21 protein-coding genes are annotated in these 23,084 nt (G+C 55.4%); all 21 read right to left on the bottom strand.

The genetic code is table 11. The features are described 5' to 3' along the window. Window positions 1–49 precede the first annotated feature (49 nt). Window positions 50–1,066: an MraY family glycosyltransferase gene (locus tag IM733_RS01015; RefSeq protein WP_248919163.1), complete on the bottom strand. Its 1,017-nt coding sequence runs from the start codon at window positions 1,064–1,066 to the stop codon at window positions 50–52. Continuing rightward, on the bottom strand, window positions 1,063–2,037 hold the full coding sequence (locus IM733_RS01010) for a UDP-glucose 4-epimerase family protein (RefSeq protein WP_248919162.1): 975 nt from the start codon (window positions 2,035–2,037) through the stop codon (window positions 1,063–1,065). Before IM733_RS01010 ends, IM733_RS01015 begins: the two co-directional genes overlap by 4 nt. Beyond that, window positions 2,034–3,239: a glycosyltransferase family 4 protein gene (locus IM733_RS01005; RefSeq protein WP_248919161.1), complete on the bottom strand. Its 1,206-nt coding sequence runs from the start codon at window positions 3,237–3,239 to the stop codon at window positions 2,034–2,036. Before IM733_RS01005 ends, IM733_RS01010 begins: the two co-directional genes overlap by 4 nt. A gap of 6 nt (window positions 3,240–3,245) precedes the next feature. Then, window positions 3,246–4,430: an oligosaccharide repeat unit polymerase gene (gene wzy, locus IM733_RS01000; protein WP_248919160.1), complete on the bottom strand. Its 1,185-nt coding sequence runs from the start codon at window positions 4,428–4,430 to the stop codon at window positions 3,246–3,248. Window positions 4,431–4,461: 31 nt separating this feature from the next. Further along, complete coding sequence (locus tag IM733_RS00995; RefSeq protein ID WP_248919159.1) at window positions 4,462–4,992, bottom strand: serine O-acetyltransferase; 531 nt, start codon at window positions 4,990–4,992, stop codon at window positions 4,462–4,464. After that, the gene (locus IM733_RS00990; protein WP_248919158.1) at window positions 4,989–5,897 is read right to left on the bottom strand and encodes a glycosyltransferase family 2 protein; all 909 of its coding nucleotides are present in this window, start codon (window positions 5,895–5,897) and stop codon (window positions 4,989–4,991) included. Before IM733_RS00990 ends, IM733_RS00995 begins: the two co-directional genes overlap by 4 nt. Window position 5,898: 1 nt before the next feature. Next, window positions 5,899–7,398 (bottom strand): oligosaccharide flippase family protein, encoded by a 1,500-nt coding sequence (locus tag IM733_RS00985; RefSeq protein WP_248919157.1) that lies wholly within the window; start codon window positions 7,396–7,398, stop codon window positions 5,899–5,901. A 1-nt stretch (window position 7,399) separates the two neighbouring features. Beyond that, window positions 7,400–7,939 (bottom strand): GNAT family N-acetyltransferase, encoded by a 540-nt coding sequence (locus tag IM733_RS00980; RefSeq protein WP_248919156.1) that lies wholly within the window; start codon window positions 7,937–7,939, stop codon window positions 7,400–7,402. Continuing rightward, window positions 7,932–8,909: a hypothetical protein gene (locus tag IM733_RS00975; protein WP_248919155.1), complete on the bottom strand. Its 978-nt coding sequence runs from the start codon at window positions 8,907–8,909 to the stop codon at window positions 7,932–7,934. Before IM733_RS00975 ends, IM733_RS00980 begins: the two co-directional genes overlap by 8 nt. Continuing rightward, a complete protein-coding gene (locus IM733_RS00970) occupies window positions 8,906–9,589 on the bottom strand; it encodes a WbqC family protein (RefSeq protein WP_248919154.1) in 684 nt (227 codons plus the stop codon). Before IM733_RS00970 ends, IM733_RS00975 begins: the two co-directional genes overlap by 4 nt. Before the next feature lie 17 nt (window positions 9,590–9,606). Beyond that, window positions 9,607–10,716 (bottom strand): DegT/DnrJ/EryC1/StrS family aminotransferase, encoded by a 1,110-nt coding sequence (locus tag IM733_RS00965; protein WP_248919153.1) that lies wholly within the window; start codon window positions 10,714–10,716, stop codon window positions 9,607–9,609. Beyond that, window positions 10,713–11,585, bottom strand: coding sequence for a glucose-1-phosphate thymidylyltransferase RfbA (gene rfbA, locus IM733_RS00960; RefSeq protein ID WP_248919152.1), 873 nt, complete (start codon window positions 11,583–11,585; stop codon window positions 10,713–10,715). Before rfbA ends, IM733_RS00965 begins: the two co-directional genes overlap by 4 nt. Further along, complete coding sequence (rfbB, locus tag IM733_RS00955) at window positions 11,582–12,676, bottom strand: dTDP-glucose 4,6-dehydratase (RefSeq protein WP_248919151.1); 1,095 nt, start codon at window positions 12,674–12,676, stop codon at window positions 11,582–11,584. Before rfbB ends, rfbA begins: the two co-directional genes overlap by 4 nt. Before the next feature lie 99 nt (window positions 12,677–12,775). Then, window positions 12,776–13,801 carry an NAD-dependent epimerase/dehydratase family protein gene (locus IM733_RS00950; protein WP_248919150.1) on the bottom strand — a complete coding sequence of 342 codons (1,026 nt, stop codon included), beginning with the start codon at window positions 13,799–13,801 and terminating at the stop codon, window positions 12,776–12,778. A 52-nt stretch (window positions 13,802–13,853) separates the two neighbouring features. Beyond that, window positions 13,854–15,131: a Vi polysaccharide biosynthesis UDP-N-acetylglucosamine C-6 dehydrogenase TviB gene (gene tviB / locus IM733_RS00945; RefSeq protein ID WP_248919149.1), complete on the bottom strand. Its 1,278-nt coding sequence runs from the start codon at window positions 15,129–15,131 to the stop codon at window positions 13,854–13,856. 296 nt (window positions 15,132–15,427) lie between these two features. Further along, a complete protein-coding gene (locus tag IM733_RS00940; RefSeq protein WP_248919148.1) occupies window positions 15,428–16,780 on the bottom strand; it encodes a Wzz/FepE/Etk N-terminal domain-containing protein in 1,353 nt (450 codons plus the stop codon). Window positions 16,781–17,167: 387 nt separating this feature from the next. Beyond that, on the bottom strand, window positions 17,168–19,120 hold the full coding sequence (gene asnB / locus IM733_RS00935; protein ID WP_248919147.1) for an asparagine synthase (glutamine-hydrolyzing): 1,953 nt from the start codon (window positions 19,118–19,120) through the stop codon (window positions 17,168–17,170). Window positions 19,121–19,147: 27 nt separating this feature from the next. After that, complete coding sequence (locus IM733_RS00930) at window positions 19,148–20,305, bottom strand: glycosyltransferase (protein ID WP_248919146.1); 1,158 nt, start codon at window positions 20,303–20,305, stop codon at window positions 19,148–19,150. Between the two features lie 548 nt (window positions 20,306–20,853). Then, entirely contained in the window at window positions 20,854–21,906 is a 1,053-nt protein-coding gene (locus IM733_RS00925) for an LPS O-antigen chain length determinant protein WzzB (RefSeq protein ID WP_248919145.1), read from the bottom strand. A 590-nt stretch (window positions 21,907–22,496) separates the two neighbouring features. Next, complete coding sequence (locus IM733_RS00920) at window positions 22,497–22,760, bottom strand: lipopolysaccharide assembly protein LapA domain-containing protein (RefSeq protein WP_248919144.1); 264 nt, start codon at window positions 22,758–22,760, stop codon at window positions 22,497–22,499. Window positions 22,761–22,779: 19 nt separating this feature from the next. Then, window positions 22,780–23,076, bottom strand: coding sequence for an integration host factor subunit beta (gene ihfB, locus IM733_RS00915; protein WP_248919143.1), 297 nt, complete (start codon window positions 23,074–23,076; stop codon window positions 22,780–22,782). Window positions 23,077–23,084 lie beyond the last annotated feature (8 nt).

Below are 23,084 nucleotides of genomic sequence, written 5' to 3'. Positions count from 1 at the left end.
AGCGCAGGCATATTATTTTCGATTGCCTGTTGCCCAGCTTAACAGGTGATCAGCGGTGCTCTGCCTGCCCGGCATTGAACTTGATGGCGAGCAATACCAACGGTGCGTAAGCGATCATCAGAGCGACGACACAGTCGAGCTTGCCAAGGGCAACCGCACAGGCCAGAGGCAATAGCCAGACGACATTGATTGCCAATACCGCCAGGGTTACCGGCATGTGCCGGCCAAACTGCCGCGAGGCGAACTGGTAGCCGTGGCTGCGGTGTGCTTCATAGACTTTCTCTCCACGCAGCAAGCGACGTACCAGCGTGACCGTCGCATCAACGACAAAGACCCCCAGCAAGATCAACCACGCCGCGAACAGGCTTGAGTCGACCCACGCTGCCTGCAGCGATAGGATACCCAGGGCGATACCCAGAAAACCGCTTCCGGCATCCCCCATGAAGATGCGTGCGGGAGGGAAGTTCCAGATCAGGAAGCCTGCTACGGCGCATGCCAGTGCAATCGCTCCCCAAGCCTCGCTGCCATGGCCACTGAGCCAATATAGTAGAGCCCCCCCCAGGCAGGCACAGATCGCCTCGATACTGGCCAAACCGTCAATGCCGTCCATGAAGTTGTACAGATTAAGTAGCCATACCAGGTAGAAAAGCGCTAGCACATGGCCGACCCAGCCCAGCGCCAGCTCATGTCCAAAGCCCTGAAGCGGTGGTAACCCACCAAGCCAGAACAGCACCCAGGCCGCGCCAGTGAAGTGCCCCAACAGCCGCCATCGGGCCGCGATGTGCCCATGGTCGTCCAGAAAGCCCAGGATGGCGATACCCGATCCTGCCCCCAACAGCGCCCAAGCCAGGCTCCAGTCGAGCAACGCTTGACTGGCCAGAACCGGCACCGAAGCCAGGAACGTCAGAACAATGGCCACCCCACCGCCACGGGGTGTCGGTACGGTATGGGAGCTACGCGCATTAGGTACGTCGATGATGCTGCGTGCCAAGGCATAACGACGCAGCCACCCTGTCAGCAGCCAGGCCAGCAAAAGAAGCAAGGGTAGAATCAACCAGAGAGTCATGCTTTCGAACGTTCCAGGTCCAGGTAGTGACGGGCAGTAAGGGACAGAGCTTGATCAACACTCAGGGGTGGCGTCCAGTCGAGCAGTTGTTGTGTCTTGCCGATATCGACTTGCAGGGAACCGCACAGGCGCTCCGCCACACCGGTTCGACCAATGGCGCGAGCAGCCGCTTTCAGCACCCATGCCGGGATGGGCAGAAGCGTTGCCTTGGTCCCAAGCGCCTTGGCGGTCCTGCGTAACAGTTCTGGGGTAGAGAGGTCTTCGCCATCACTGGCAAGAAACACCTGATTGAGCGCGTTCGGGTGGTCAATGCAGACACTGATCAGATCGACCAGGTTGTCCAGCGCGACCATGCTGCGCTTGTTGTGGACAAGCCCCAAAGGTAGAGGAACCTTCTTTACCAGCCACTTCATCATCGCCTGGAAGTTGGCCTTGACCCCCGGGCCGTAGACCAGGACCGGGCGAATGATCACAACGCCCATTCCCGTTTCCTGCGCCAGTGCCTGAAGCGCCTGCTCGGCTTCAAGCTTGGAGATACCATAAGGGTCGACCGGGTGTGGCAGTTCATCGGCCTGGTAAGGTCGGCGTCCATCGGTGCCCTCGCCATTGACCTTTATCGAACTGATGAAGATGAAGCGCTCGACCCCGTCGGCTGCGGCACGGCGTGCCAACGCCAGACTCCCCTCGACATTCACCTTGCGAAACTCGGCGAGCGGATCTGACGATTGCTCATTCATGACATGTACGCGGGCAGCGCAATGGATAACCGCTTGCACACCTGCCAGCGATAATTCGTCACGCCCCTCTCCCTGGGCGCCCATGACCACGGGTGTGGCACCGGCAGGCAAATCGCCCTTGGGACGGCGGGTTCCGGCAAGGACCTCGATGGTGTGGTCGAGCAGCAATCGATCGACCACACGGGATCCGACGAAGCCACTTGCTCCGGTAACCAGCACTTTTCGCTGTTTCAAGCGTTGTTCTCCAGGGTGCGATAGATGTCCAGGTGTTGTGCGACGATGCTTTCGATCGCAAAGGCACGCTCGGCAAGCGCCCTGCCCGCCTTGCCCATGTCCTGGCGCAATTGCGTGTCCACGACCAGTTGCTCGATCGCATCGGCCAGCGCGTGCGCGTCGCGTACGGGTACCAACAGTCCGGAAATACCTGGCTCGATCGCGTCACGGCACCCAGGGACATCGGTGGTAACTACCGCGCGGCCGCAGGCAGCAGCCTCCACCAAGACTTTCGGCAAACCTTCACGATAAGAAGGCAGGACAACGATATGCGAACGCTGGAACACCGTCTCCATATCCGCCCGATAACCCAGGCAGGTGACAATGCCTTGCTGCCCCCAATCCGACAACTCATCCGCACTGATACTGGTGGGATTGCCAGGGTCCGGGTCGCCGACCAGCTGAAAGCTTGCACTGATTCCGCGTTGCTGGAGGGTTCGGGCAGCCTCCACATACTCGAGCACCCCTTTGTCACGCAACAGTCGCCCGGCGAGCGTCACCACGGGCTGACCGGCAGGCTCCGGGCAAGGTGAGTACTGTCGCAAGTCCACGCCGGATCCTCGAATCAGCACACTTTTCGCCGCTGTGATCGCGCCAAGGGAAGCCAGAGCCTTCTGATCGTCTGGATTCTGGAAAACCGCCCTGAGGTTTCGCTTACCCAATGCCACTCGGTACATCAGCGAAATGATCTTGCGCAGTACCGATGCTTTTCCGCCTTGGGCCATGAAAACGAATCCAAGCCCTGAAATGGCGGCCAGTACCCCCCGGACTGGAGAAAGCCGGGCAACGATACCGCCGTATAGAACGGGCTTGATGGTTACCAGATGCAGCACATTGGGACGTACGCGCCAGCACAATGCCCAAAGTGCCAGCAGCGACTTCAACTCAAGAAGTGGATTCTTTCCACTGCGCGACAAGGGCAATTCATGGTGAGCAAAACCAAGACGTGAGATGTCAGAGACCCGCGCCCCCGCTCGCGTAGCCACGTGAACTTCGTACCCCGCCTCGCGCGCAGACTCGGCAATCGGCAATCGATGAGAAATAAAAAAAGCCGGATCGTTAACAACGATCAGTAGTACCGGTTTCATGCTAACCCTGCCACTCTCGAATTCAACAGCACTTTGCAAAACGTCCTGCACAGCAGGCAACTGATTGGCCGACACACACCCTCATTGAGCAGACCCTGCCCGAACGCTGTAGCGCGGCAACAAACGCAGACGCGCGAAAACCATCAAGAAAACGCCGTAAAGGCATAAGTTGAAAAACGCGCCCACCCAACCATGGTAAAGGTAAACAAGAGAAAAACAGCCAATCAGCAACACATAGCGAGAACCGCCATACCTGCCGAGTACCGCATAGACGAAAGTCAACAGCACCACAACGTAGATAAACAGCATGACCGCTCGTTCCTGAAGCAGGGCAGCCCAACCCGCCAGGCCGGGGTTGGTGTTCCAGTAGGCGTCCGGATAGCCAAATATTTCGTTGACGAGGAACGTATTGACACGCAGATAATCGTAGCCCAGCACCTTGTAGACGGTCATTTGAGGGAGGCCGTCCGCCCAGTAGGGAATGAAGGCGCCGCTCACATAGAAATCATGCAGCGTGCTTGCATGTTCCATGATCAAGGCAACATGCCCTACGTGTTGCAAACGGTTCATGACATAACGTACCGCCTCCCCATAGCCCTCCAGGCTCAACGCCGCGAGCCCCTCCATGAAGGCCGATATACTCACGCCCGTTCGCATTGCCCATTTCGCTTCAATAACGACTGGCAGGAGCAGCGCCACGAATCCTAGGCCGGCCATACCGCGGAAGAAACTCCTCATGGAAATATGAATGGGGTAGCTTCTGCACATGATCAGCACCACAACGACGAAGATCCCCCCCATCCAACCACGCAAGAACATGGACGCAAGGAAAACCAGGCAGTTCAACCAGAACCAACGACTCGAACGCAATCCGACGCCAATCAGAACAAACAACACATCCGGTGGAACAACGACAAACAGGTAGTTAAGCGCGCCGCTCCCATGGGACTCGACCCCCGCCACATTGATTCCGGCAATCTGATTGTATGCCATGAAAAACAATTGGACGGCCAGAAGAAACAGGCCGTAATTGCCACCCAACAGCAGCGGCGCACGTGAACAGCGCCGGATGTGCAGCCGATACAGGACCCACAGCAAGAATACAAATAGCTGCTGGAGTAAAAACGCCCAGACCAGGGACTCTGCACCCAACTCAAAAAATGTCCCCTCCAGCAGCATCCCACCATCATAGATCCCGAAAACCAACGAGATAAAATTGGCAACAAAATAGAGAACCAACAGGAGGGTAAATGGTGAAACTAGCACTTGACAGGCCTCGTGCGAATCACTTCTTGATTTAATTATTTACTGAAATAACGCGCGCAGGCACACCGGCAGCCGTCGCACCATCAGGTATATCTTTGGTCACTACACTGTTGGCGCCAATTTTTACGCGACTGCCAATTTTTACCCCCCCTAGAATCTTCGCACCGGTGCCCACAACCACATTATCACCCAGGCAGGGTTGCTGATTATCCAAGGCTTCGGTGTCCTTGTTTCCAAACGTCACACCGTTGAGTATTTTGCAGTTCCTTCCAATGACCACAGAACTGCCAATGACAATGTCATGCCCATGCATGATCACCAGCCCCGGCCCGATCTGCGCGCGCAGCGAGATATCACTCGCATAGACCACCCGAATAAGATATTCGAACAGAATTCGCACCCCCCCCCCTACCAGCGGTATTGCCGAAAGCCAGACACCCAGTCGATAGAAAAACACCAGGTGAAACGCATGGCTGGCGAGCACTATCTTGAGCGAACGCAACACACCACCACCGTTCGTGTAACGCTGAAGATCCTGACGAATGTTCGCAAGTAAAATCATTTGCCTAGCCTCAACTGCCTGATGACATTCATGCCACGATAAAACCTGACCACGGAAAGCGGATGAAACGTTCTCAGGTAAACCTTGAAGAAATCCCACCACGTGCCTCTGCAGTTTTTCAAGTCTACCAACAGGTAGGTCAATGCCGCGGTGTTGACCTGCGACCTGTACTGAGGATATTTGCTTGCGAAGTACAGGAAGGTCTTGCATAGCAGCAAGCGCGTCTTGCTGCTCCCAGAGGACACTCCAACACCCGCACGATAAACCCCCAGCGGGCTGTCACAGGCAAAACAGCCAACGCCGTCACCCACCTGCTCGACATTGGCAAAGTAATCAAGCGTATCGAAGTCAGCTACCTCGTACTCTCGCACGTTTTTCCGATACATCTTCGAGCTGTTGGCACCCACAGCAATAAACTGAATAATTGCCCCTCGATCAAACTCCATATCGTAGACATATCCAGCCGCCCCCCTCATGGAATCAGGCACCTGTGAGTGCCCAAGGAGACTACCATCAGGTAATTCCACCAGCATCTTGTGCCACACAATATTACAACGAGGATTTTGATCCAGGTAATCCGCTTGCGCCTGCAACTTTCCAGGCAAGCAGTAATCATCACCATCAAGATGAGCAATATACTCACCCCGGGCTTGCTGGTGTGCGAACACAAAATTATCGCCCGCCCCCAGGTTCTTCTCGTGCAAAAACACCTTGAACAACCCTGGATACTTAAGCGAAAAATCTCTGATTATCTCTGGCGTCCGATCTGATGAAGCGTCATCACTGACAACCACCTCAAATGAAAAGTCAGCCACTTGATCGACGACACTTTGCAGGCACTCCGCTATGTATTGCTCCTGATTGTACGTCACGATACAAATAGACACTTTCACCTGACCGACCATCTCAACCTCGCGCCCCTTTGAAGGCAACTAAAATAGAACGCACTGATAAACTGCAAGAAACAGCCAACGCTAATAAGCCAACCGCAATCACCTGAGCCAGTGCCGCCAACCTGTCAGAGGAGAAATCGATGACCTGTACCCCCCCCCAAACGACCAACACTGCCGGTAAAACCACTTTAAAACAGTCGAACAGCAACCACCGCCACTGCAACCCTGGTTCAAGTTTGTAATGCACATAGGTCACCCATATCAACAGGAATGAACCATTGGTTAGCAGCCACGCCCATCCGGCACCCACGGCACCAAACTTCGAGGCGGCAATGACCATTGCCGGCACCAGAATACAAACGGTGGCCAGGCTGCCCACCAGATGATACTTCAAGTCACCTCTTGCATACTGTAGATAGTAAGGAAACGCCGCCAACGCCAAGAACCCATTACCCCAAGCGTACAAGCTCAGCACGGGCGCGGTGGTGGCGGCAAGCGCCTCGTCCCCAGTCCAGATGATAAGAAGAGGTCTCGCGCAGAATGCCAGCACAATGGTGACTGAACCAATGAAAGTCGCGATGAAACGGGTGGTGATTCGATACAGGCGAATCATTTCGTCACTTTTCTTTTCCGCATGCAGCCTGGCCATACGTGGAAGAATCGCACTGCTCACAGGGCCGCTGAGCACCATGATCCCGCTCGCCACCAATACGGCCAACGTGAAATACCCATATTCAGCCAGCGGCAGGACACCCGACAGGATCATCTTATCGGACTGAGTGACCAGCACCCAAACCGATGAGGTGAAAGCAATGCTCAACGCAAACTTGAGAAGCGGCCTGACTGAGCCAAACGACCATCCGATCGGTTGCTCACCTTTTTCGAGCGTGGGCAACAATGACCTCGCCATCAATAGCAAGCCGCCAAACTCGATAACCGCAACGACAAGTTGATGAACGAAGAATACGATCACCGTATACCCGTAGAGGTGCATCGAGAAAAAAACCGCAATGAAGCGCAACGAGGCGATTACCGCGTTGAACCCACTCAGCCACACCAATCTTTCACTGCCGGTAATGACCCCTCGGTACAACCCGCCCATCCAACGCAGCGCAATACAAACCGCCATAATCTGGACCGCCCCAACCACCACATCATGCGTTAACGTTTCGGCTTTAAGCCAATGAGTCGAAATGGTGTCAGAGCAAACCAGTAGCCCTACGCCACCGACGACTGCAATAATCAGGAAGATACTATTCAATGCCCGAACCAGGCGCCTGTAAGCAATGGCCGACATACTACCAGCCTTGAACCTGGCCGTCTCCCGTCCGACGGTGGGCGTCAACCCAAGGTCCAACAACATGAACCAGGATTGCAGCATGGTAAAGAAGCCGATCAGGCCGTAAGCTTCCGCCCCCATCGATTTCATATAAAGAGGCAAAATGACTATACCGATTAGCGCAACATAAATCTGACTGACGTAGTTGGCAATGATGTTCTTTTTCAATGACACGTTACGTTTCCAGCCCGTTTACGCTGCGGTATTCCTCTGCCAATATCGACATCTGCACCATATTGCGGTACACACCATTCTTGAATACCGCTTGACGCAGGGTACCCTCAACCGAGAAACCGACCTTGCGATACAGGCCGATTGCGCGATCGTTATCTTCCAGCACGGTCAGGTAGACTCGATTCAAATTCAGGTCATGAAAAGCATGACGCAAGGCTTCTTGAGTGGCAAAAGACCCAACGCCACGCCCCTGATAGCTGTTTTCTCCGATCCAGATCGCAAACTCACAACTTTTCGACAACCAGTCGATTGATAACAAGTACACGGCACCAACCAGTCGACCGCTGTTTTTTTCACAGATCGCCAGTCTGACGGCATTATTTCGATTCGCCAGGTATCCGTTCAGCCAGTTACCATCTACTTCTTCCCCAACAAAACGGAAAGGGCTACCGAGGTAGTCGATGACCTCGCGATCATTGCGCCATTCATTGATCGTCGAGACGTCCTGCCGCCCAAGCTCTCGTAGGTAGAATTCAGTCACCGCTCAACCCCTTCTTTACATTGGCGATCATGTATTGCATCTGCTCTGCTCTATAGCGCTGATCACAGGGGAGTGGCAGCAAGAGCCGGCTGAGGGCCAACTCCCTCGACCCTTCTGCACAGCGGGCTTGGCACTCATTCCAGTATCGGGCGCTGTACACCTTTTTACTCAGCATGCGCTGGCGAACAGTTTCATTTTCCTTGTTCAGGAATGGGTAGCACAACGGCCCTCGCAGCGCAGACAGGTCAAATGCAAGTGCATTGTGTTCTGCCAACGCTTCATGCAGCATCCTGAAATTCTGATTTCGTGACGCCATGACCTCGTCGCTATCCGCACAGGCGAGAAGACGACGTGACAACAGTGACATTTCACTGGCGTCAAACACCTCCAAGCTCTCCTCCGCCACCTGATAATCGGCATATCCTGCCTCAGCCGAATCAGCAAAACGCCTGAGAAGATGGGCCATGCGTCTATGGGAGGCCTCCTCATCCGCAGGCGTCTGCTCGACCTTCAGCCTTGATATCAGCAAACCGCCATCCGGCACGCCAAAGAATTTTCGAGGCGAGTAGAGGGTTGCCAAGCACTCCTTGGCCGGGGAGAAGTAAGCTTGCGCATGGTCAAAAATGACCTGTTGCGGGTTGAAACGCTGCAGGACGTCAGCTTGCTGGAGGTCACAAAGACCAAAATAGTTGACGTAGACCAACCACTCACCGCTGGCAAGTTCAACACTCTCTGCAACGGAGAAGTCATCATTGATGGAGTAGAAAGCGTACTCGATACCTAACGCTTCCAAGGGCCCCAGCATGGCGTCACAGTTGTAGAAGGGTAACCAGACCCGCTTAGGCCTTCCCTTCTGAAGCAGGGCGTAAAAGCAAGCCCGCGCGGATTGAAAATACTGCGCCTCGGCATAACGCTGCGTGCTCGCCGCTGGCATTGCCAGGCCGAAATATCCACCAATGGCCGCGCTCATGCATTACGCTCTTGGGCTATCAGCGCGGCACAGGTTTCGAAATCGTTGAACATCATCATGTCCACAATCGAAAGGCCCGCTTCGAAGGGCGCCCGAAATTGTGTATAGGCTGCAAGCGCCGGGCGACTGAAGTGGAGCGCTACACCACGCTTCGCAAATGCATCGCAACTATAAAGGTCCTTGCCTCCTGGCAAGTTTACGTACTGCGAGGCCTGTTCCTTTACGCAGATGTCGATGACTCGATCCGCGGCAGAAAGCTCCGCGTTGCCATAAATCGCCGACGTTTCGACAAACGCCACGTCGTATCCGAGGCGCTCAGCGCTCTTTATAATACTGCGTCGGGCCAATGCGGCGATGCTTTCGGCGTCGCCATCAAGAACATCCTTGATGAGATCGAAACACGCAGAGAAATTGGGTGCCTTGGCGTAGGACTGCCGAATGCTCTCTAGAAGCTTGCGCTCCCACGCAGCTTTCGGTTGAACTTTTACCTGGTTGATCTTCAAGTTTGGGCTGGCTCCCGACAGGGGCACGGTGAAATACCGCACATCACCGGAAAGTAGCAATCGATTCCGATTGATCCAGCCGCCCTTGATGAAGTTAACATCATCATAGAATACAAACTTGTCCACCTGCGCAACGAGGTTGAAATACCCAGCATAGGGAAACAGGTAGGGTTGCATGATTGCCAACTTCACGATCACACGGCCTTCAGTATGGAAATGATTTCCTGGACGGCGCTGTCTTCCATCGCAGTATAAATCGGCAGGCACAGGACTTTATCCGACACCTTCCTTGCCACCGGCAGGTTCTCCTGCTGCGCAGACTTCATCCCGCGATACATGGGGAAATCGCTGATCAACGGGTAGAAATAGCGGCGGGCAAAAATATTACTGAGCTTCAGTTTTTCATAGAGCTCATCACGCCCCAACGGATAATCGTGCTCTATCAGGATCGGGAAGTAGGAGTTATTGGATACGGCCTGCCCCGCATCACCCACCACCCGGATTCCCTTCACGTTCTTCAAGCCAGCGCAATAAGCTTGAGCAATCGCCTGGCGACGCTCCATTGCATGATCCATGTGCTGCAACTGAAGCAGGCCGAATGCGGCATTCACTTCGCTCATCTTGCCGTTGATACCAGGGGCGACAACGGTCAATTCATCGACGAAACCAAAGTTTTTCAGTCGGTCGATATGCTTCTTGGTCCTGGCATCCGGGCAGATGATCGCCCCGCCTTCGAAGGTATTGAAGACCTTCGTCGCGTGGAAGCTCAACACGCTCAGATCGCCATGGCGCAGCACACTACCGCCCGCATCTTTAACCCCAAAGGCATGTGCGGCATCGTAAATCACGCGCAAGTTGTAGTTTTCGGCAATCCGTTGGATCGCCTCGACATCACATGGGTTGCCATAGCAGTGAACCGGCATGATAGCCGTGGTCTGCGGGGTGATGGCCGCCTCGATTTTTTCCGGATCGAGGTTCAATGTGACAGGGTCGATATCTACAAAGACCGGCTTGATGCCATTCCACAATAGCGAATGCGCAGTGGCTACGAACGAGTAGGGTGTCGTGATGACTTCGCCCGTGACCCGCAGCGCTTGCAAGGCGGTGAGCAAGGCAATCGTGCCATTGTTGAACAATGCGACGTGCTCGACCCCAAGATAGTCGCAGAGGGCCTGCTCCAGCTGCTGGTGCATCGGCCCGCCGTTGGTCAGGATCTTGTTGTCCCAGATCTGCTGCAGGTAAGGGATGAACTCTTCCAGTGGCGGCAGGAATGGCTGGGTAACAAATACGGGTTTTTCGCTCATGACAGTTCCTCGACTAGCGACAACAAATATTGGCCATAGCTGTTCTTTTTCAGCGAATTGCCAATACGGCGAAGGTCATCCTCCTCCAGCCATCCGTTGTTGAAGGCAATTTCCTCGAGGCAGGCCACTTTGTAACCTTGGCGTTTCTCGATGGTTTCCACGAAGTGCCCGGCTTCCAGCAGGCTTTCATGTGTACCGGTGTCAAGCCAGGCAAAACCACGCCCCATGAGCTCTACATCCAACGAGCCCCGCTCGAGATAGGCGTTGTTGATGCAGGTAATCTCCAGCTCGCCTCGAGGTGACGGTTGGACAGCCTTGGCAATCTCGATGACATCGTTATCGTAGAAGTACAGCCCCGTGACCGCGAAGCGAGACCTGGGCTTGGCGGGTTTCTCTTCAATTGATACCACGCGTTTCTGTTCATCGAACTCAACGACACCGAAGCGTTCCGGGTCCTTCACTTGGTAGCCAAATACCGTTGCGCCTGACGTACGTTGTGCTGCTTGACGCAGCATCGGGGTAAAGCCCTGCCCGTAGAAGATGTTATCGCCCAGGACGAGGCAGACCGAATCCTGGCCAATGAACGCCTCGCCAATGATGAAGGCTTGAGCCAGCCCATCCGGGCTGGGCTGCAAGGCATAGCTCAGGTTGATGCCAAAGTCGCTTCCATCCCCCAGCAGACGCTGATAACCGCCGATATCCTCGGGCGTGCTGATCAGGAGGATATCCCGGATGCCGGCCAACATCAGGACCGACAGCGGATAGTAGATCATCGGCTTGTCGTAGATGGGCAGCAGTTGCTTGGAAACACCCTTGGTAATGGGGTACAGGCGCGTGCCGGAACCTCCGGCAAGAACGATACCTTTCATACGAGCGCTTCTCCGTTGGCGAAGGCGCCAAGGCGCTCCCGCTGATAGCTGCCATCCTGGACCCGTCGGCACCACTGCAAATTGTCCAGGTACCACTGTACAGTCTTGCGGATCCCGCTCTCGAACGTCTCTTCTGGCGTCCAACCCAAGGCCTGCTGGATCTTGCTCGCATCGATAGCGTAACGAAGATCATGGCCTGGCCGATCCTGTACATGGGTGACCAGTTCGCGATAGCTCGACAAATGTGCAACCGCCGGGTTCTGCGCCACCGGGCGCAAGTCGTCGAGCAATGCACACAATGCATGAACCACTTCGATATTGCGTCGTTCGTTATGGCCGCCAATGTTATAGGTCTGACCCACTTCGCCACGGCTCAGCACGGTGTACAGGGCACGAGCATGATCTTCCACATACAGCCAATCCCGCACCTGGTCACCTTTGCCATACACTGGCAACGGCTTGCCCTCGAGTGCATTGAGGATCATCAGCGGGATGAGCTTCTCCGGGAAATGGTAGGGCCCATAGTTGTTCGAGCAATTGGTGATCAGTACTGGCAAGCCATAGGTACGGCTCCAGGCCCTGACCAGGTGATCCGAACTGGCCTTGCTGGCGGAGTACGGCGAACTCGGCGCATAGGGCGTCTCTTCGGTGAAGAGATCCGTGGGGCCCTCGAGGTCACCATATACCTCATCGGTGGAGATGTGATGAAACCGGAAGGTCACCTTGCCCGCCTCGTCCAACGCCAGCCAATACTGACGGGTAGCCTCCAGAAGCGTGTAGGTGCCCACGATATTGGTTTCTATGAATGCTGCCGGGCCATCGATGGAGCGATCCACATGTGACTCGGCGGCCAGGTGCATGATGGCATCCGGCCGATGGGTCCGCAGCACCCGATCCACAGCCGCGCGGTCGCAGATGTCGACCTGCTCGAAGCAATACCGGTCGCTACCTGCTACTTCAGCCAAAGACTCGAGGTTACCCGCATAAGTCAGCTTGTCGACATTGATCACGCTATCGGCGGTGTTCGCCAGGATATGGCGGATCACTGCCGATCCAATGAAACCTGCTCCGCCAGTGACGAGAATTTTCATGCGCTTGGACTAATCCATATTCGAACTATCAGCCCCACACAGGGCCAAAATGAAACAAGGGAGCCTAGCCCGCCGGCAGCCCCCTCCAGGTAATGGTCGTTACTTCAGAAAGCGAACATACCATGGCATGGCCTGAGCGATGCCACCGGCAATATCGAACTGAGGCTCATACCCAAGCAGCCTGCGAGCTTTTCCGATATCGGCCTGGGAATGGCGCACATCACCCGCTCGGAAGTCCCGATATACCGGGTTCTGAACATAGCTGACACCGTTGTCGCCCAGCGTCTGGCGCAAGGCAGCGAACAGCTGGTTCAAGTTGGTACGGCCGCTGACCGCGACGTTGTAGACTTGATTACGTGCTTCAGCGTTCTGCGTAGTCGCAGCCAGCAGGTTCGCCTGCACCGTGTTCTCGATGTAGCAGAAGTCGCGACTGGTCTGGCCATCACCGTTGATGAACACATCTTCGCCGTTGATCATCGCTGCGGTCCACTTGGGGATCACCGCGGCGTAGGCACCATTAGGGTCCTGGCGCTTGCCGAACACATTGAAGTAACGCAAGCCGATAGTAGTGAAGCCATACGTACGCGCAAACACTTCCGCATACAGCTCGTTCACGTACTTGGTCACTGCGTAGGGGGAAAGCGGCTTGCCGATGGTTTCCTCGACTTTTGGCAAGCCAGGGTGGTCACCATAGGTCGAGCTGCTGGCGGCATAGGTGAAACTCTTGACGCCCGCATCGCGTGCGGCAACCAGCATGTTCAGGAAACCATCGATGTTGGTGCCATTGGTGGTGATCGGATCATTGATCGAACGAGGCACCGAGCCCAAGGCAGCCTGGTGCAACACATAGTCAACACCTGCACAGGCCTTGTGGCAATCCTCGAGATTGCGAATATCGCCCTCGATGAACTCGAAGGCCGACCACTGCGCTGGCGAGACCAGGCCCTGAACCTCATCCAGGTTGCACTGATGCCCAGTGGCGAAGTTGTCCAGCCCGATGACTCGCTGGCCGAGTTTGAGCAGGGTCTCCAGCAGGTTGGAGCCAATGAAACCGGCCACTCCCGTGATCAGCCAGGTCCGCGGAGCACGAGGAAGTGCTTCGACAAGGTCTTGGTAAGCAGTCATGAAATTTCACCCAAAAAGAAAACACAGGAGGTGCAAGGCACCTCCAGATGAGTTACAGGCGCAGGTCCGATTGCTCTGCCGGCAGCAAGTACTTGAGGTCATACAGTACATGCTCAGCCTTGCCCAGGGTGCGAATGCTCTCGATGCCGAGATCCTTGAACTGCTGGTGGGCGACTGCCAGGATCACACCGTCATAAGCACCCTGAACAGGCTGCTGGACCGGTGTGATGCCGTACTCATGTTGTGCTTCCTCGACGCTCACCCATGGGTCGTGAACGTCCACCTGAATGTTGTACTCCTGCAGTTCCTTGACGATATCCACCACTTTGGTGTTGCGCAGGTCGGGGCAGTTTTCCTTGAACGTCAGGCCCATGATCAGTACACGGGCACCGTCAACATGGATACGGCGCTTGACCATCGCCTTGACCAACTGGGAAACGACATAGGCGCCCATGCTGTCGTTGAGTCGGCGACCGGCGAGGATAATCTCTGGGTGATAACCGATGCTCTGCGCCTTGTGGGTCAGGTAATACGGGTCGACACCAATACAGTGACCGCCCACCAGGCCTGGCCGGAACGGCAGGAAGTTCCACTTGGTGCCGGCCGCTTGCAACACGGCCTCCGTATCGATCCCCATCTTGTTGAAGATCAGCGCCAATTCATTGATCAAAGCAATGTTCAGGTCGCGCTGGGTGTTCTCGATCACCTTCGCCGCCTCAGCCACCTTGATGCTGCTGGCCTTGTGCGTCCCGGCGACGATGATTTCACGGTAAAGCGCATCCACCAGGTCAGCGACTTCAGGCGTGGAGCCGGAGGTGACTTTCTTGATGGTGGTGACACGGTGCTCTTTATCGCCCGGGTTGATTCGCTCAGGGCTGTAACCTGCGAAGAAATCCTTGTTGAAAACCAGGCCGGAGAACTTCTCGAGTACTGGCACGCAGTCTTCCTCGGTCGCCCCAGGATAAACAGTGGACTCATAGATGACGATATCGCCGCGCTTCAGCACCTTGCCAATGGTTTCAGAGGCTTTCACCAGCGGCGTGAGGTCGGGCTGCTTGTACTCATCAATCGGCGTGGGAACAGTGACAATGAATACATTGCAATTGCGTAGATCTTCCACATTGGCGCTGTAGCGCAAACCGCGAGCTAGCGATAACTCCTCATCACTGACTTCCAACGTGGCATCGTGCCCTTCGTTCAAAGCATCGATACGCGCCTGATTGATATCAAACCCAATAACCTCGCGCTGCTTACCAAACTCAACGGCAAGCGGCAGACCCACATAGCCAAGGCCAATCACAGCAAGCTTGGTATCATTCAATGAAAGCATGTGTTATCCAAAATTTAGTAACGAGGCCCAACCGTGACCTCATTGTTGATAAATAATCCGACGAGGACATCCCTTGAAGTCTTCACAGGTGTCGGCCTTGAGCCGTTGCCGTATGAGCGCCCCTGAAGTAATAGCACTTCGCCTTGATTCAACGATATCTCGGCCACGCCTGGGCGCATTCTACCTCAGCCACACGAGCTTCCCTAGCGGGAAGAGTCGGCAGACACCGCCCAAGGAATCAAACGCAAACAATTATCATTCACGTAGAATTCCTTGTGACATGAAATGCCACGCACTCATTGAGACCGTGAAGGCAATGCCGCAGGGACCTCGGTTTCAACCACCCTGGATAGCGGCAAATTAATGGCGCGCAGTTGCTCCCGGCGCAGCGACTTGAATGCATGCCGCATCAACACCAGAAGACTCGCCACAAAGCCCCCCACTACCAGGCCCAACACAACGAACAGCGACTTTCGCGGGTAGATAGGTGCGGAAGGTGCTACGGCTGGGCGATCGATATTGACCAGCCGCAACTCACTCAAATCGGTACTGATATTTGACAAACGTATCCGCTCGGCACGTAGCTTTTCGACACCCTTGACGAACACTTCATCATTTTGGCGCTGCTGCAACTGCTGGACAGTACGATTCTGCTCGAGCAACAGCAGATCCTTGCGAATCTGCGCGATCCGAGGCTCAGTGAAATCATCGGAAGAACGCTTGCGCAGCGTTTGACGTTCCGCCTCCAATGCCTCAGTGCCCATGAAGTAAAGAGGTATTTGCTGATTGTTGATTTCAGTACGAATCACATTTCCGCCCTTCTCATCTCCCTGCTGCGCCAGGGAAGAAGGTGACGTCGGCCTGGACAACCCGAGCGTGCGTGCGATTTCAATGGCCTCGCTCAGCTGAGCGATACGATCCTCGCGCATGACCTTCAGTTGCACGCGCAAGGCACGCAGCTCGTCGTTGAGCTGGGCACGCCGCAACGAATCGGCCTCCCGAAGCTCGGCAAGACGGCTTTCCTTTTCCGCATCATAGTCGACACGGGCAACCGCAATTTTTGCGTCTACTTCACTGAGGCGGTTGTCGACAATAACCCTGAATTCCTGGGAAATCTGTTGACGCTCCCTCTCCAGCGTGAACTGAACAAGACCGTTCAACACATCCTGCCCATCGATACCCTTTGGGTAACTCATTTCAAGGTCGATAAACGCGGCTTGCGCCTCAACTTTTTTCGGGTCGGCCTGCTCCAACTTCAACGCTCGACGATTGAACTCTTCGAAGCCTTGCTCCTCAGAGCGCCCATTCGTCACGAAGGCCTTTTGAAGTTGCTCATTGCCACGAAAATACTCCAGACGCGTCTTGTAGGAGCCCAACGAAGCACCCACACGCCGGAGCGCCTCAGAGGGCGGCAATGAGTAGACCTGTGATCGGTTAAGTGCATCCAGGTCCTTCAGCGCAGCAGGCAACAACACCGTCCCCACTTCATACTGGGGCGTCACGCTCAATGAATAGGCTGCCGCAGCCACGCCACACACAGCGGAGACTGCAGCAATCTGCAATTTTTTGCGCCAGAGGGCCTGTAGAAGCGAGAAAAGATCAATCTCAGGGTGGGTCGCAGTAGGGGGGATGCTTGTAATACCACTCACACTCTAGCCTGCCAATCAAGTGGACGAGCCCAGAGACAGAGACCGCTTACGAAACCAGCAACTGAACCTGATGATGGCTAGGCAGAACTTCCCTGTCCCTACGGACGAATGTGGCATTCTGACAGTAAATCAGGCGGTGAACCACCATTTTGAGCAACTCGCCAGAAGCGGCGCGCACATCTTCTTACCGGACTGCCCGGCAGCGCCCAAGCAGCCAAATCCACTAGCGCCCCACGGCAATTTAAGCCAAGTCGAGCACAACCGGCCAACAGAAACTCCGCGTGCGGCCCTCACTGCCCAGAAACAAAACGAGCGCCCTGGCGGCGCTCGTGCATTTGCAATTCACTACCTCTGACGTAACGTCAGCGAAGCCTCAGCCCCCACCACTTACCTGCTCTCCTCCAGCCAAGCCTGGAACATGAGCACATCCCACAGGTGGTAAGCCCAATTGCGCACCCCACTCTGATGTTCACGCCACTTCTGACGAATCAACTCAGGATGCAGGTAACCTTCCTGCCGCAACCGGCTTTCATCAAGCAAAGCTTCAGCCCAATCACGCAACGGCCCACGCAACCAGGCGTCGATAGGTATACCAAAGCCCATCTTCGGACGATCAATCAATGACTGCGGCACATGCCGGTAAAGCACCTGCCTCAAGGCCCATTTGCCCACCCCATCACGCTGCTTGAGCGATTGCGGCAGTTGCCAGGCAAACTCCACAACCCGATGATCGAGCATCGGTACCCGGGACTCGAGTGTTACCGCCATGGACGCACGATCGACTTTCGTCAGGATGTCGTCTGGCAAATAGGTGAGAAGATCCAGAACCATCATCCGCTCTACCGGGTCGAGGCCCTGTAGGTCAGGCATGAGCCCCGTCAGCAGCGTCTGTGGCTCCATACCACCGATCACCACCTTTGCAGGATCCATCCAGTGGGACACCAGGCCATGGTAAAGGCTGCCCACGGAAGTAGACGTCAGCACCCCAGCCCCTTTGTGCAACTTGTCGCCGAGTCGGGCCCTGGAACCCGGCAGCCACGCCAGCAAGGCATCCCAGGCACCAGGCGAAAGCGAACGAATCGATGCTGCCATGGCCTTACGCAACGGCAAGGGAATCCGTGAGAGTTTGCCCCACGCACTGGCGGTCATGTTGTATCGCGTATAACCGCTGAACAGCTCGTCACCCGCATCACCTGACAACGAGACCGTCACATGCTGACGGGCCAGTTGCGAGACCAGAAACGTTGGGATTTGCGACGAATCGGAGAACGGCTCGTCGTAGATTCCAGGCAACGACGGAATCACCGCCATTGCCTGCTCGGGCGTGATGTACAGTTCGGTATGATCAGTACCCAGATGCCGAGCCACTGCTTTCGCGTGCTCAGCTTCGTTGTAACCTTTTTCATGGAAGCCAATGGTGAAGGTCTTCACCGGCCTGCTCGACTGCGCCTGCATCAGCGCAACAATTGTCGAAGAGTCGACCCCACCAGACAAGAACGCCCCCAAGGGCACATCAGCCATCATTTGCTGTGCGACCGCAGACTTGAGCAACGACTCCAGCTGATCCACCGCTTCGTGCGGATCATGGACTCGACGTCGGCTTTCAGTGCCCTCCAGGACTTTGGCCAACGCCGACCAGTACGCCTTGATCTCCGGTTCGCGCTGCCCGGCCGAAAGGGTCAGGATGCAACCCGGCTGAAGTTTCCTGATGCCTTCATAGATCGAGTGAGGCGCAGGCACATAGTTGTGCCGCATATACAACGCTAGGGCCTGGCGATCAATTGATGCATTGAAGGCTGGGTGCGCCCGCAGCGCCTTGAGCTCCGAGCCAAACATGAAGACAGCGTCAGCTCCTTGCCCCTGCCAACCGTAGTACAAAGGCTTCTCACCCAGCCGGTCCCTGGCCAGCACCAATGTCTTGCGCAATACATCCCAGACAGCGATGGCGAACATGCCAATACTCTGCTGCAGCGCCTGCTCGATACCCCAGGCCTCAAATGCCGCAAGCAACGTTTCAGTATCGGAGTGACCTCGCCATGCCGGTGCCATGCCAGCGCTTTCCAATTGCCGACGCAGGTCCAGATGGTTGTAGATTTCGCCGTTGAAAACCATGACGTAGCGAGCGGACGCCGAAGGCATCGGCTGATGCCCGGCAGGTGACAGGTCGACGATCGCCAGCCGCCTATGCGCCAGCGCAATTCCTGCCCCTTGCTCCACCCAGACCCCATGGTCATCGGGCCCGCGATGAACAATGGCATCAGCCATCCGCATGCATTCATTGAACAGCGACGCCTCAGTCGACTGCCCTGTCAGTTTCAGTTGCCCAGCTATTCCACACATGAGATTGATCGCGTTAGTAATTGGAGATTAAACGGCGTGATGGTCACTGCCGCGGTACAGATCTTCATAGGCCTGCAGACAGGCGCTCATCGAAAACAGGGTTTCCACTCGATGGCGGCCTGCCACCCCCATTGCCCGCCGACTAGGGTCCAGCGCCACCGCCAGCAATGCCTGTGCAAGTTCATCCGGCGCGTGAGGAGCGACCACTTTGCCGGTCTCGCCATCCAGTACAACCTCGGCATTCCCCCCCACCCTGGTTACAACCATTGGCAATTGCGCCGCCATGGCCTCCAGGATCGCATTCGAGAACCCTTCCTCATGGGAGCACAGAACTCCAATGTCCGCGGCACAGAGCAGATCCGGCACATCCGATCGAGATCCGAGAAAGCTAATATTATCGCCGATACCCAACACATCAGCCTGCTCTTGAAGTGATCGACCAATACCGTCATCACGACCAATAAACAGACACACCCAAGGAGCAGGCATCTGACCACGAACACGGCCAAACGCCTCTATCAAATCTGCATGTCCTTTGTAAGGGATCAGATTCGCAACAATCGCGAAGACGAGAGTCTCATCCGAAATACCCAACAGCTCCCGCACCTGAGGACGAGAACGGGCGCTATCGAAACGATCAAAGCTAACACCGTTATAAATCAACCGAATCTGATCTTGGCGCACACCCTCATCAAGAAGGTCTTGCACAACCGCTTGAGAGTTTCCACTCACGAAGTTCATCTTCGAGTGCAACCATTGCTCGAGACGACGCGACCAGCCATGTTTGGATTGATACAAGTTCAAGCTACGCCGACTCATGCCCCTTTTCATTGCCGGGGCAAATAGTGATGTTATCCCCCCCACCAGATAAGCCGCTGGCAAAAAGAAATGAGTGACCTGGGGACGCATCCGCCAATACAGGCAGCAAAGCGCCGGCACAGAGCAGAGCAAGCCCAGCGCAGAGAGCATTCGCTTGCTTCGAACCAAGCGAGAGACCCAATGCGGCAAGCGCACACCATGGACGGGCACACCACCTTCAACAAAAGATTGAGTCAACGGGCCATCCGGCCTGATCGCAAACACCTCAGGTCGATAACCCTTATTGCGCAAGGCGGTCGAAACTCGCAACAGATGCTGTTCGGCACCGCCAAGTTCCATGGACACGACAACATACAGCAGCTTCATATTTGACTCCGCACTGCATCCATCATTATCGAAGCCAAACACAGGCAATGAATAAATCACCTCTTCCGCGCTTCAAAAACCCAGACACTTACAGACAACAACTTCTAAAAAATAATTACAAAACCGCAACACTTCCGAAACGAAACTTCGGCAATCAGCAAACACCCTGCACAACAACTAACAGCCACATCAACCAGTCACTCTCGACCACCAGCCCCGACAGCAGAGGAAGGAAATCGGCGAGCATGATGCCATACCGCACCCGCTTTTAAAAAACAAAAATCAGGAGGGAACGCACTCGAAACATCCACGCGCGCCACGCACACCGCTGAAAAGCCCGCTTCAAACATCGCCGCCGACTCCGGCTACAGCATTGATACACGACATGAGGAGTGCTCGGCATGCCAAAAAATGTACCGGCATCTTCCACCGCTGCGCGCCAGGACGGGCCAGGAAAACATGATACCGTAAGGCGACCTGCACCAAGGGAACGGAGACACCCGAAAGCCCTGCACAGCGATCTACCGCACAGGGCCCGATTCGAAAACTCAGTACCGCCGCCCCCGGCCAACCCCCGGCGCAAAACCACGAAGGAGCGCAAGCAACACCCCAAGCGCAGCACCAACAACCACCCCCATGGAAAGAATAACCAACTTCCTGGGTTTTACAGGTCTGTCCGGGGACTCGATAGCCCCATCTTGCCGATAGGTCTGCACACTTCCAACATTAACCTGCAAATTTCGATAAAACGCCACAGCCTCTTGACGCTGACGCAAATTACGTACGAAGGGGTCATCCGAAGTACGTTTGCGCAAGTTTTCTATTTCAGCCTCAAGCGCCCTGGTCCCACGCATATACATCAGCGAACCATCCATGCCCGCCGACACCTCCCCGGACAAGCTATTCGAGATGATTGGCGGCCTCTCCAGACCAATCGACTGCGCAACCCGCAACGCCTCCGTCAACTGGATGATCTGGTCTTCACGTTGCTTGCGCGCACTTTCGCGAGCCGCTGTAATTTCCTGCTCGAGATTGTTCGCCTTTACCATGGCGTCAGACCTTATGTCCTGCACGACCTCGTCCTTACCGCGCCGCCCAGCCAATTCGACATACTTGACGACCCAATCAGCAGCACGCCGAGGGTCCGGTAAGTCCACCTTGACGTAGTAGCGCCCCGGGCTGTCCTTGGAAACCAGACCCAAAGTCAGCGAAGACTGAAAACGGCCATACAGGTCATCCTGCGAACCACGGCGCTCAACCTCTGGCAGGTCAGGCAGAAACACCGTCTGGAAAAACTCCCGACGCAATGACTCTGACTGCAAGTTGCGCAGATAAACATCGTACACATCCTTGACCGAAAGCATGCTCAAGCCAGAACTTCCGCCTCGCCCATAATTTAGCTGGGCAATGTCATTCTGGGTTGGCGGCTGCACGATTATCTTGGCCTCGTAAATCGGTGTCGCCAACAACGCATAGGCCAACGCCGCCCCCGCGAAAACCACCGTTGTCGCAACAATTAGTAACTTCTGCTTCCACAACCTTTCGAAAATTTCATAAAGGTCGATCTCATCACCACTCAGGCGCTCAGGTTCATTGCGCATTTATTCTATTTTTCCTTGGGTCAGTCTGTTTGCTCACACTCAACTGGCTCCATCCAAACTACTTCCACACCAACCTTGAGCATAGCTGGCTTGCTACGATCTCAGGCTTGAACTCCATAGCCAGGCGTCAAGCGACGTTAGAGAACATCATGACCGCTTAGTTCCCCCTCCACGATCAACGGCTCAAAGCCCACCAGAAGCGTATTGCACAGATGTGACATTCAACTCACACCTTTATTGCCGCATACCTGCCAAATCTACTCGCCAGCACATATTGTGCAACCCTGCTGCCGATCAGCCCACGCGGAAAACACCTCAACACCCTGACCACGGCGCGATTTCCGCGCAGGTAAAAAACGCAGACACCCCGCCTCACCAGCGCCAAAGAGAGCAACGAGACCCACGCGCCCGATGAAGCGCGCCAATCAGACAGGAGAAGACAGCAATGATGACAGGTGCCCGCAACCGAATAGACATCGCCAGGTCGGGAAACCACAAGACATTCCTCGCACCAGACCCTTCAGCCGCGAACACTAGAAGCGCGCGGACTGCGATTGGGAGAAGCTCCGGAGCCAATGCAAGAAAACTTATCAACTCTCGGGGAGTTCGACACGCCGACCAATGGCGCGGGCTTTACGCCTGCCACGCATCAGGCCATAAGCACCCAGCAAGGGCCCCACCGCCAAGCCGACGAGCAACGCCGCCAGCACTAACAGCGCAACCGGCATTGCCGGAGCCGACCACCCAAACATGACCAGCGAAACCGCCTGCTGATTTTCCAAGACAAAAAACAGCACTGCTGCCGCCAGCAGCAACATGAACAATGCCACCAAGGCGCGCTTGAGGTTACGCATCAGACTGATCCTTCATCGCTCAGAGCGACTCATGCTCTTCTTCATTGACTCGGTCACGCAACTCTTTACCCGGCTTGAAATGCGGCACGTACTTGCCTTCAAGGCTGACAGACTGACCGGTCTTTGGATTGCGCCCTACCCGCGGCGCTCGGTAGTGCAAAGAGAAGCTGCCAAAACCGCGGATCTCGATACGATCCCCAGTCGCCAGGCACTGCGACATCTGCTCAAGCATGGTCTTGATGGCCAACTCCACGTCCTTGGACGAGAGCAACCCCTGATGGGTGACAATTCGATCGATCAGCTCCGACTTCGTCATATTTTTCC

The sequence above is a fragment of the Pseudomonas entomophila genome, from assembly GCF_023277925.1.
Classification (GTDB): Bacteria; Pseudomonadota; Gammaproteobacteria; order Pseudomonadales; family Pseudomonadaceae; genus Aquipseudomonas; species Aquipseudomonas entomophila_D.
The sequence above is the reverse complement of the archived record's forward strand: the minus strand, read 5'-3'. Positions and strand labels throughout refer to the sequence as shown.